The organism is Amycolatopsis sp. NPDC021455 (assembly GCF_040640995.1).
Taxonomy (GTDB): domain Bacteria; phylum Actinomycetota; class Actinomycetes; order Mycobacteriales; family Pseudonocardiaceae; genus Amycolatopsis.
Window position 1 is genome coordinate 239,458 of record NZ_JBFACT010000005.1, and the last position, 10,919, is coordinate 250,376.

The window sequence follows — 10,919 nt, forward strand, 5'->3', positions numbered from 1 at the left end:
TCCGTGAACAGCACCCCCGACCCGTCCACGAACACCCCGGCCGAGACGCCCGTGAACGCCGCCGTGAACACCGACCCGGCCGCCACCGACACCGCCACGATGCGGGCCGGGAACGTCGTCCCGATCCGCCCGGACACCGCCCGCACGCCGGAGGAGATCCCGGAGCAGGACCGGCCCGCCGCCGACGACACCGAGCCTGGCACGGTCGTCCGGCTGGTCGACCCGCCGGCGACCAAGGCGACGTGGTGGGAGACCGTCTCCGACGCCACCGCCCGCCCGCTGGTCGCCAAATGGCTCACCTCAGCGGAGGAGTTCAAGGCACGGGCACGGTTCCTGGTCCGCTACGCCGCCCACACCTTCGCCTTCCACGCCCTGCGGGTGCCGGTGTACATCCCGGCCGCGCTGCTGCGCGCCCCGGGCGCGCTGTGCCGGCTGACCGCCCGGGTCGGGCGGTGGGTGTTCGACGCGGAGTCCAAGCCGGTGCGCATGAACGCCCGCGACCGCAACGACGCGGACGTGTACATGAAGCTGCGCGAGGCCCGCAACGAGACCGTACGCCGCCGCTCCGCCCCGGTCATGGTCGCCGTCCTGGTACTGCTGGCCACCGCGTACCTGTGCCTGACGTTCGTGCCGCCGTTGTGGAACTGGACGGCCCTGGCGGCCACCCTCACCGCCGTGGGCTGGTGGGGCGCCCCGGCGGACAAGCCGGTCGCCAGCCGCGCCGTGGACTCGGTCAAGACGCCCAAGCTGACGTCGTCGATGATTGAGGACGCGCTCTGCTCTCTCGGCATCGGTGGTCTGAACCAGGCCTACGCCAAGGGCAAGCGGATCGAGTTCCCGAACCCGATCGCCCGCGACGGCGACGGCTGGCGCGCCGACGTCGACCTACCGTTGGGCGTGACGGCCGGGGACATCATCGCCAAGCGCGACGAGCTGTCCTCCGCGCTGCGTCGCCAGATCGGGTGCGTGTGGCCCGAGGGTGACGCGAAGGTCCACGAAGGACGGTTGGTGCTGTGGGTCGGGGACATCGACATGTCCAAGGCCAAGCAGAAGCCGTGGCCGCTGGCCAAGCCGGGCGCGACGGTCGACCTGTTCAAGGCCCAGCCGTTCGGCACCGACCAGCGCGGCCGCTGGGTGCCCATCACGCTGATGTTCGCCTCGATGGTGATCGGCGCGGTCCCGCGCATGGGCAAGACGGTCACGCTGCGGGAACTGCTGCTGATCGCCGCCCTGGACCCGCGCGCGGTGCTCTACGCCTACGACCTCAAAGGCACCGGCGACCTCTCACCCCTGAGCCAGTGCGCGCACGGCTACGGCGTCGGGGATGACCCCGAGGACATCGAACGCATGGTGGTGGAGATGCGGGAGCTGCGCGAGGAGATGCGCCGACGCACCAAGGTGATCCGCAACCTGCCGGAATCGGTCTGCCCGGACAACAAGGTCACCCCGGAACTGGCCGCGCGCAAGGACTTGCGGCTCGCGCCGATCGTGGTCGGAGTCGACGAGTGCCAGGTGTGGTTCGAGCACCCCGAGCACGGCGAGGAGCTGGAGGAGATCTGCACCGACCTGGTCAAGCGCGGACCGGCCTTGGGGATCACGCTGATCCTGGCCACGCAGCGCCCGGACGCGAAGTCGCTGCCCACCGGCATCTCCGCGAACGCCATCCTGCGGTTCTGCCTCAAGGTGATGGGGCAGCAGGCCAACGACATGGTTCTCGGCACCAGCCAGTACAAGTCCGGTGTCCGGGCCACGATGTTCGCCCGCTCCGACCGGGGCATCGGCTACCTCGCCGGCGAGGGAGACGACGCGCAGATCGTGCGCAGCGTCTACAAGGACGCCACCGACGCCAAGAAGATCGCCGCCGGTGCCCGCGCCCGTCGGGAAGCGCTGGGCAACATCACCGGCTACGCCGCCGGTGAGGCCGTCGACGTCGAGGCCGCGCGGCTGGACCCGCTGGCCGACACCATCGCGGTGTTCGCCCGGAGCGAGGACAAGCTGTGGTCCGACGCCATCGTGACCCGCTTGGCAGCGCTGCGGCCCGGCCAGTACCGGGGGTGGACCGCGCAGAACCTCGCCACCGCGCTCAAGCCCTACGGCGTCAAGCCCAAGCAGGTGTGGAGCACCGACCCCGACACCGGCAAGGCAGCCAACCGCAACGGCTACACCCGCGACGCCCTCACCACCGCCAAGAACAACCGAGCGTAACCAATCTCGGAGGCTAGGGGCGGTGCGCGTCCTAGACCGGACCGCCCCTAGACCTAGACCCCTCCTCTAGACGCCCGCAGCAGTCGTGACCAGCGCACTAGCGCCCTAGACCCCTCTCGCTCCGACCTGCGGAAACACCCGGAAAACCCAGGCTAGCGCCATCGCCACCCGGCCCTAGCCCTGGCTGAACACGCCCACACATCGTCACCCCATGTGACCGACGTGAGGACCCGCCTTGACCACGCACACCACCGCCGCCGGCCCGGCCACCCGGGTCACCATCCCCTTCACCGAGTACCGCGCACTCACCCTCGACGCCGCCGCCTGGCGGCTACTGACCACAAGCCCGCACGTCGCCGAACTCCTCGCCGAATGGATCGAGTGGGACCGCCGCCGCACCGCCCGCGAGACCTCGAACGCCGTCTCCGCCGCCGCTGACTGGCGCGCGGTGGCCGGTGGCCCGACCTACGCCGAACTCGAACGCCGCCGCGCCGTCGCCACCCGGCCCGCCCTCACGCCGCACCAGATCCGCGCACAGGCTGCCGCGTCCTGGGCGCGGGTCGATGCCTGGATCGCTACCCGGGAGGCGGCATGACCACAGTGGACGAAGCCGTGACGATAGGGTCGCTGTTCTCCGGCTACGGCGGGCTCTGCGAACTCGCCGCCACGCCGCTGCTCGGTGGCCAGGTGGTGTGGCACTGCGACGTCGACCCCGGCGCGGCCAAGGTGCTCGCCCACCACTGGCCGGACACCCCCAACCTCGGTGACATCACCAAGGCCGACTTCTCGACCGTGCCGCCCGTGCAGGTGCTCACCGGCGGGTTCCCCTGCACCGACGTGTCCGCCGCCGGACGGCAGGCCGGCATTCGGCCCGGCACCCGCTCCGGGCTGTGGTCGGTGATGCGCCACGCCACCGCCATGCTCCGCCCCGAACTCGTGCTCATCGAGAACGTGAGAGGACTTCTGCATGCCCCGGCCCATAGCGACGTGGAACCCTGCCCGTGGTGTCTGGGAAACGACCGTGGTGTCGCTGCTCTGCGGGCACTCGGAGCCGTACTTGGCGACCTGGCCGAGCTCGGGTACGACGCGGCATGGTGTGGCCTGCCCGCTTCCGCCGTGGGAGCTCCGCATGCCCGCTACCGCATCTTCATCGCTGCTGCCGACACCCGACGCCACCCACGGTCGCAAGACCACCCGGACCTCGGTGTTGCTGCCGGGAGTCGTCGAGCGGTTGTTGCCGACGCCGACGGTGTCCGACACCAACGGACCGGGCACGAGCCGCGACGGTGGCCTGGACCTGCGGACCGCAGTCACCCTGCTGCCCACGAGTGGGGCGAGTATGGACCCGCCATCCGCCAGTGGGAGCGCGTGACCGGACAGGCCGCGCCGGCGCCGACCGTTACCGGACGGCGCGGCAACGCCGTCCTCAACCCGGCCCTGCCGGAATGGATGATGGGCCTCCCATCGGGCCACATCACCGCCGTGCCCGGCCTGTCCCGCGCGGACATGCTCCGCCTCGCCGGCAACGGCGTGGTCCCCCGGCAAGCCACGGCCGCATTCGGCTACCTGCTGCCCCTGCTCGGTGTCACCACCTCCGCCCGCGACGTCCGGGCACAACGAGAGGCCGCCTGATGACCACGCACGACACCGCCACGTCCACACCGGACGGCGCCGTCCTGCTCGACTCGCTGCGCGCCGCGCTCACCCGGTACGTGGCCCTGCCCAACCCGGAGACCGCCGACGCCATCGCCCTGTGGATCGCCGCCACTCACGGGCAACCGGCGTGGGCGCACGCCCCGCGGCTGGTGATCCGCGCCCCGGAGAAGCGCTGCGGGAAGTCCCGGCTGCTCGACATCGTGGAAGCCACCTGCCACAACCCGTTCATCACGGTCAACAGCTCCCCGGCGGCTGTCTACCGGTCCATTTCGGAGGACCCGCCCACCCTGCTCGTCGACGAAGCGGACACCATCTTCGGGCCCAAGGCGGAGGGGAACGAGGACCTGCGCGGGCTGCTCAACGCCGGGCACCAGCGCAACCGGCCGGCCAAGCGCTACGACGCCTCGACCAACCGCGTCGAGTCGATCCCCACGTTCGCCATGGCCGCGCTCGCCGGGATCGGCGCGATGCCCGACACCATCGAGGACCGCGCCGTCATCGCCCGGATGCGCCGCCGCGCGCCCGGCGAAACCGTCGCCCCCTACCGGCACCGCCGCGACCGGCCCGCCCTGCGCGCCCTCGCCGACGACCTGCGCGCCTGGCTGCGCGCCGACCTTGCGGCCTTGGAAGCCGCCGAACCGGAGATGCCTGTGGAAGACCGCGCCGCCGACACCTGGGAACCGCTCGTCATCGTCGCCGACCACGCCGGCGGCGACTGGTCCACTCGCTCTCGTGCCGCTGTCGTCGCCCTCACCGCCGCCGCTGACGAGGACAACGACGGCTCCGAACGCGTCCGGCTGCTGACCGACTGCCACGCCGCGTTCGGCGCGTCACCGGAGCTGCCGACCGCCGAACTGCTTGCCCGGCTCAACGGAGACCCGGAGGCGCCGTGGTGCGGCTACGGGCCGACTGGGCTCACGCCCGCGAAGCTCGCGAAGATGCTGCGGGAGTATGGCATCCGCTCTGGCAACATCCGTCCCGACAACGGCCCGCAGGCCAAGGGCTACACCCGCGCCGACTTCACCGACTCGTGGGCGCGCTACTGCCCCGAGCTGCCGGCCGAACCGCCGCTGGCGGGCATCAGCCGGGACGGCAGTGACGCGACGGTCGCAACCGTCTCGTTGCGGCTCGCACGGCCCGCCTGACACCGGCCGGAGGGGTGGCCGTCCCAGCCGTCCCAAGCGTCCCTGCCCAGCTCAGCTCGGGGACGGCTACCCCACCTGGGACGGCTCCACCCGTCCCACGCGCCCGCCGGCTGTGACAGCTCGAATCCGCCCGCAACCCGTCCCCCGGGACGACTCCGGCCGTCCCACAAAAACAGCCGTCCCAGGCCTGACCTGCGACGGGACGGCTGGGACGGCTGGGACGGCAACCCCCTTCAACACCGACAACCGACCGAATCAGACCCGAGGAGAGCCCATGCGCATCACCGCCACCCGCACCGCGACCGAAGGGCTCACCACCGATGGCTACGCCACGCCAGCACCTCACCATCGCTGAACTTTGCGACGAACTCGCCGTAGCTCGCTCGACCTTCTACGAGTGGCGCGCCAAGAAGCGCGCGCCCCGCTGCATCAAGCTCCCGAACGGGGAGATCCGCATCCGCCGGGTCGATCTTGAGGCCTGGCTCGACAACTGCGAGGAGGCCGCCTGATGGACACCACCTACGACGTCAAGATCTGGAAGATCGAGACACGCGTGAGGAAGACGAAGACGAACTACCGCGTCGTGTGGTTCGTCGCCGGCGCGCGGTTCAGCGACCTCTTCGACACGTTCGCGCTCGCGGACAGCTTCCGCTCGGACCTGGTCGCTGCGTCGCGCCGTGGCGAGGCATTCGACCGCACGCAGGGTTTGCCGGTCTCCAAGCTTCGTCAGGAGAACGAAATGCCGTGGTTCGACTTCGCGTGCAAGTACGTCGACATGAAGTGGCCACGGGCAGCCGGGAAGTCGCGGGCGGGGAACGCTGACGCGCTCGCCAGCGTGACGCCGGCGTTGCTCGCGACCACCCGGGGAGCGCCGGACAGCAAGACGCTCCGCCGCGCGCTTACCGGGTGGGCGTTCAACACCAAACGGCGCGACGACGCGAAACCGCCGGAAGTGGAGCGGGCGTTGAAGTGGCTGGCTTCGAATACCGCGCCAGTATCCCGACTCAACGACAAGGCCGTTCTTCGGGAAGTGCTGGAGGTGATGTCGCTCAAGCTCGATGGCAAGCAGGCCGCCGCGAAGACCGTCAACCGCAAGCGCGCCGTTCTGTTCAACGCGCTGGAGTACGCCCACGAACTGAAGCTGTTGACCGCAAATCGACTTTCCGAGGTGAAATGGACTGCCCCGAAGAGCGTGCGGGCGATCGATAAGCGCGTGGTCATCAACCCGCAACAGGCGAAGAGTCTGCTGTCCGAAGTGGAGGCGCAGCGGATCGAGGGGCAGCCTCGCCGGTCGTCCGGGCCGATGCTGGTCGCGTTCTTCGCCGTCATGTACTACGCGGCACTTCGGCCAGAAGAGGCAGCCATGCTGCGCAAGTCGGATTTGCAGCTCCCCGAGGAGGGGTGGGGCGAGCTGTTGTTGTCGGAGACTGCGCCGATCACCGGCGCGGCCTGGACGGACAGCGGAGACCGTCGGGACCGCCGACAGCTCAAGCAACGGGGAAAGGGAGAAGTCCGCGCAGTGCCGTCGCCGCCGCCGTTGACGGCGATTCTGCACACGCACCTGACCACGCTCGGCACGGCGGCTGACGGGCGGCTGTTCCGGAACCTGACCGGGGGAGACCTCGCCGAGTCCACGATCGGCCGCGTGTGGGACAGGGCACGGAAAGGCGCGCTCTCAGCGGACGAGTACGCCTCGCCGTTGGCGAAGCGTCCCTACGACCTCCGCCACGCCTGTGTGTCCACCTGGCTGGCTGCTGGTGTGCCGTCCACGCAGTGTGCGGAGTGGGCCGGCCACTCCGTCGCGGTGCTGCACCAGATCTACGCCAAGGTGATCGCCGGCCTAGAGTCGGCCGCCCACGACCGCATCGAGAAGGCTCTCGGCTGGGAGAACTAACGTCCGAAGCAGGGGTGCGGGTAGGGAAGTCAGCTGATGGCCGGCCGGGTCTGCCAAGGCGAGAACGGTCCCTGATCAGGTTCTGCCTGTTCAGGGACCGGGTGATCGGTGGGGTCACTCTGTTGCCTTTGGTCCGGCTTACCCGAGCGAAACCCACTGATGCTTCGAATCATCATACCAATGTGAATCGTATCTACCGGGCTCTGCGGAGGTGTGGAAAGGTTGACCTTGATAATCGATAGCCTTCGATCCTGATCTATCTCCGAATGACCAGGAAACTTGAGCTGACCATCGACATTCACACTTCTCTGTCTTTGCGATAATGAGTAAGGGTTCCGTTTCCTTGTCGGTAACCTTGTACGGGAATTTCAGTTCAGTGGTCCGCCAATCGTCGTCGCCCCAAGTTCTCGGAATCGACGTTGATTGGATGATCTTTGGTGGGCTCTGGTCCAGGTCGACCACAACGAACCTGCCTGTCGTTTCACCACCGCAGTCTTTGCTGATCGAGGGTCCGGTGAGTGGAGGCTTTCTTTCGGTTACCGTGAACTTGATGCCGGTGATCGTCACGGTCTTGTCGGACTTCCCGCTAACGTTGACAAGGACCTTCGTCCAACCGAGTTCGGCAAGGTCGTTCGCGTGTGACCATGCCACGAGATCGCCACCTTCTGCCGGTGGTGGTGTTACCTTGTCGAGCGGCTTTGTGATTCCGAATGGCGTGCACGAAGTGATGTCCTGCTGGACGGCGACGTCGATAGGGTCATCGGGGAAGAACTTGTCCTTGATGTAGGCGGGGAGCGGTGTAAGCCAGGCGACCAGGAGCGCCGCTACTGCTGTGGCAAGCACTCCAACTAGCCATTTCCTCCCTCCGCTGGCCTGCTCTGGCGGGGAGGATTTGGTGGTCTTCTTTCCGTTCTTGCGCTGCTTCTGGTTATTTGTCACGGGGCCTCAAATCTTCGGGGCAAGTCTCTATCTTGGCCGGGTTGGTGTATGAGTCGTGCGTCGCAGGCGACCTGTGACAGGCTTGCTAGGCGTCGAAGGAACTTCACTCCAACGGCTTAGTGCTCTGTTATGAAGTTGGAGCAGAGGTCTCTGGTCGTCGACCGCTCTTAGGTCACCTTGTTCATGATCGTGTAATGATTCACCGGAGAACGGTGTTAGTCCGTTCGTTCTGGAGATGCTGACCTGGGTCGGGGTTGGCTGTGGTTGGCTCGCTGCACGCACGACGTCTGTATTCGTCCCTCGTTCGGCTGTAGCGGGATCTCGGGCAGGTCGCGGCCTCTGTCTCGCCGCGCATGCGTGAGCGGAGTAGCTGGCCGCTGGGTGCTGGCTGCACCCACCTGACGCCAGGACCATCGCCGAGGCAGTCCTGGACCCATCGGAGAGGCTGTTGGCGTGGAGAACTGACGACCGGTAGCTGGGGGGCGCATGGGGGGTGGAGGGCCGGAGACGGCCGGACAGCCCCGGACACCGTCGGACCGAACGAGATCAGCCCCTGACCGGATAACGCCTGGTCAGGGGCTGATTTCTGCTGGTGGGTCACAGTGCCCCCGGTGAGATTCGAACTCACACTGGACGGGTTTTGAATCCGTTGCCTCTGCCAGTTGGGCTACGGGGGCGCGACGTGGTGACTCTACGGGATCACCGGACCCCGCTCGCGGCCGGGGCTGGGGAGGCCGGTGTCGCGCTGGCCACTACGTGGCGAACGCCATCTCTTCGACTGGATCGTTCCCGGTAGGCTTCAAGCTCGCGGGAAAGCCGCGAAATCCGAACGTCCCGCCGAGTCTTCAGGAGGACCCCGGTGACCGATCAGGCTACCGAGGCCAACGGTGCCGCCACCGTGCCGCAGCGTCGGGTGCTCGTCGCGGAGGACGAGGCTCTTATCCGGCTGGACCTCGTCGAAATGCTGCGTGAAGAGGGCTATGAAGTCGTCGGTGAGGCCGGTGATGGGGAACAGGCCATCGCGCTGGCCACCGATCTCAAGCCCGATCTCGTGATCCTCGACGTCAAGATGCCCAAGCTGGACGGCATCGAGGCCGCTTCCAAGATCACCGGTGACCGGATCGCGCCCGTCGTCATCCTCACCGCCTTCAGCCAGCGGGATCTCGTCGAACGGGCGCGGGATGCCGGCACCATGGCCTACCTCGTCAAGCCCTTCGCCAAGCGTGACCTCGTGCCCGCCATCGAGCTCGCCGTCAGCCGGTTCTCCGAGCTGCAGGCGCTCGAGGCCGAGGTCGCCGGGCTCACCGACCGGCTCGAGACGCGGAAGGTCATCGACCGCGCCAAGGGGCTGCTCATGAGCCGGCAGGGGCTCACCGAGCCCGATGCCTTCCGGTGGATCCAGCGCACCGCCATGGACCGCCGGACCACCATGAAGGCCGTGGCCGAAGCCGTCGTGGAGAGCATCGGGAGCTGACTCCCACCACGAAAAGGGGGGCCATGCCCCCCTTTTCGTGACGCTCCGGGTGCCCGAATGGGCGTACTTGGTACCTTTGCGCACCTTCTCGGCGTGGTCGGCGTCATGATCAATGCCGGGTCCGTAGACTCTGCACACCTTGCACCAGACGTCAAGGGGCAGTCTGCGGGCTGTTGTACACCGAGAGTCACGACCCGCTGGTCTGCTTACGACAAGCGGGTGTAAATCATACGTTAATACTCGTGACGACCGTCACGATGTGGCTACAAGAGCACGTGTGACTCTGTGCAACGGCCCCGGAGGCGGCTACTTTCAGCGGCCAGTCAGGTCCCACGCCGGGACAGCCGTCCGACCGGGCGGCCAGGTGGCATTTGGAGGAACGAGTGCAGAAAGCACGACTTGCGAGGGTCATCGTGCTGGCCAGTGTCGGGGCCATCGCCCTCAGCGCGTGTTCGGCACGGACAGACAGTGGCTCGAACAGCAACAGCTCGAGCTCGCAGTCCCAGGCCGCGGCGCCGCAGGCCGCAGCCGACGCGGCCGACCCGGCCGGTGACGGCAAGGCCCAGTGTGCCCCTACCTCCATCGCGTACGCGGGCACGATCAACGGCGCCAACGCCGCGCTGGGTGTCAACATCCTGAACGGCGCGAAGCTCGCCGTGGACCAGCACAACAAGGCCAACCCGGGCTGCCAGGTCAAGCTGGAGCAGTTCGACACCGAGGGCACCCCGGACAAGGCGCCCGGCATCGTGACCCAGATCGTCAACACGCCGGCGATCATCGGTGTCGTCGGCCTGCCGTTCTCGGGTGAGTCGAAGGCCGCCGGCAACATCTTCAACGGTGCGGGCCTGGTCACGGTGACCCCGTCGGCCACCAACCCGACGCTCTCCCAGAACGGCTGGAAGACCTTCTTCCGCGGTCTGGGCAACGACAACACCCAGGGCCCGGCCGCCGCGAAGTTCATGACCGGCGACCTCAAGGCCAACAAGGTGTGCGTCATCAAGGACGACTCCGACTACGGCACCGGCCTCGCGGCTTCGACGATCCAGGCGCTCGGCGACAAGGGCACCTGCCAGGACAGCGTCAAGACCAAGCAGACCGACTTCTCGGCCGTGGTCAACAAGATCAAGAGCGAGAAGCCGGACGCCGTCTTCTACTCCGGGTACTACCAGGAAGCCGCGCCCTTCGCGCAGCAGCTGAACGACGCGGGTGTCACGGCCAAGTTCGTCGGCCCGGACGGCGTGAAGGACGACGAGTTCGTCAAGGGCGCCGGCGAGGCGGCCGCGAACGCGTACTTCACCTGCCCGTGTGTCCCGGCCGACCAGTTCACCAAGTTCACCGACGCCTACAAGGCCGCGGTCGGCAAGGACCCGGGCACCTACTCGCCCGAGGCCTACGACCTGGCGACGATCCTGCTCAAGGGCATCGACTCGGGCAAGAAGGACCGCGCCGGCATGCTCGACTTCGTCAAGAACTACGACGGCCAGGGCATCACGAAGCACTTCAAGTGGGACGACAAGGGCGAGCTCTCCAGCACGACCGTGTGGACCTACAAGGTCGAGGGCGGGAAGATCGTCCGCAACACCGAGATCAAGTAGCGCAACGCTTC

Annotated in this window: 9 protein-coding genes and 1 tRNA gene; 8 read left to right on the forward strand and 2 right to left on the reverse strand. The window is 67.8% G+C overall.

What is annotated here, in order from left to right; all coding sequences use genetic code 11:
• Nucleotides 1-3 precede the first annotated feature (3 nt).
• The 6 genes from AB0G28_RS10515 to AB0G28_RS10540 all read left to right on the forward strand — a co-directional run bounded on the left by AB0G28_RS10515 (nucleotide 4) and on the right by AB0G28_RS10540 (nucleotide 6,900).
• On the forward strand, nucleotides 4-2,205 hold the full coding sequence (locus tag AB0G28_RS10515; RefSeq protein ID WP_361085916.1) for an FtsK/SpoIIIE domain-containing protein: 2,202 nt from the start codon (nucleotides 4-6) through the stop codon (nucleotides 2,203-2,205).
• Between the two features lie 235 nt (nucleotides 2,206-2,440).
• Nucleotides 2,441-2,800, forward strand: coding sequence for a hypothetical protein (locus tag AB0G28_RS10520; protein WP_361085918.1), 360 nt, complete (start codon nucleotides 2,441-2,443; stop codon nucleotides 2,798-2,800).
• Nucleotides 2,797-3,837, forward strand: coding sequence for a DNA cytosine methyltransferase (locus AB0G28_RS10525; RefSeq protein ID WP_361085921.1), 1,041 nt, complete (start codon nucleotides 2,797-2,799; stop codon nucleotides 3,835-3,837). The genes AB0G28_RS10520 and AB0G28_RS10525 overlap by 4 nt, the downstream gene beginning before the upstream one ends.
• Nucleotides 3,837-5,006, forward strand: coding sequence for a DUF3631 domain-containing protein (locus tag AB0G28_RS10530; RefSeq protein ID WP_361085924.1), 1,170 nt, complete (start codon nucleotides 3,837-3,839; stop codon nucleotides 5,004-5,006). The genes AB0G28_RS10525 and AB0G28_RS10530 overlap by 1 nt, the downstream gene beginning before the upstream one ends.
• 320 nt (nucleotides 5,007-5,326) lie before the next feature.
• Complete coding sequence (locus AB0G28_RS10535; RefSeq protein WP_361085927.1) at nucleotides 5,327-5,515, forward strand: helix-turn-helix domain-containing protein; 189 nt, start codon at nucleotides 5,327-5,329, stop codon at nucleotides 5,513-5,515.
• Nucleotides 5,515-6,900 (forward strand): integrase, encoded by a 1,386-nt coding sequence (locus tag AB0G28_RS10540; protein WP_361085930.1) that lies wholly within the window; start codon nucleotides 5,515-5,517, stop codon nucleotides 6,898-6,900. Before AB0G28_RS10535 ends, AB0G28_RS10540 begins: the two co-directional genes overlap by 1 nt.
• 138 nt (nucleotides 6,901-7,038) lie before the next feature.
• Here the strand turns inward: AB0G28_RS10540 and AB0G28_RS10545 are convergent, their stop codons facing one another.
• Together AB0G28_RS10545 and AB0G28_RS10550 are read right to left on the reverse strand one after the other, a co-directional pair.
• Entirely contained in the window at nucleotides 7,039-7,839 is an 801-nt protein-coding gene (locus tag AB0G28_RS10545) for a hypothetical protein (RefSeq protein ID WP_361085933.1), read from the reverse strand.
• Nucleotides 7,840-8,442: 603 nt separating this feature from the next.
• Nucleotides 8,443-8,516, reverse strand: a tRNA-Leu gene (locus AB0G28_RS10550).
• A 182-nt stretch (nucleotides 8,517-8,698) separates the two neighbouring features.
• Here AB0G28_RS10550 and AB0G28_RS10555 point away from each other — a divergent pair.
• Both AB0G28_RS10555 and AB0G28_RS10560 read left to right on the forward strand, forming a co-directional pair.
• The gene (locus AB0G28_RS10555) at nucleotides 8,699-9,313 is read left to right on the forward strand and encodes a response regulator (RefSeq protein WP_020646628.1); all 615 of its coding nucleotides are present in this window, start codon (nucleotides 8,699-8,701) and stop codon (nucleotides 9,311-9,313) included.
• A gap of 413 nt (nucleotides 9,314-9,726) precedes the next feature.
• A complete protein-coding gene (locus AB0G28_RS10560; RefSeq protein ID WP_361086279.1) occupies nucleotides 9,727-10,908 on the forward strand; it encodes a branched-chain amino acid ABC transporter substrate-binding protein in 1,182 nt (393 codons plus the stop codon).
• Nucleotides 10,909-10,919 lie beyond the last annotated feature (11 nt).

What these genes read in the sequence shown, in the direction of transcription:
- AB0G28_RS10525 (WP_361085921.1), top strand. Translation starts at nt 2,797, where the DNA reads ATGACCACAGTGGACGAAGCCGTGACGATAGGGTCGCTGTTCTCCGGC.
- AB0G28_RS10530 (WP_361085924.1), top strand. Translation starts at nt 3,837, where the DNA reads ATGACCACGCACGACACCGCCACGTCCACACCGGACGGCGCCGTCCTG.
- AB0G28_RS10535 (WP_361085927.1), top strand. Translation starts at nt 5,327, where the DNA reads ATGGCTACGCCACGCCAGCACCTCACCATCGCTGAACTTTGCGACGAA.
- AB0G28_RS10540 (WP_361085930.1), top strand. Translation starts at nt 5,515, where the DNA reads ATGGACACCACCTACGACGTCAAGATCTGGAAGATCGAGACACGCGTG.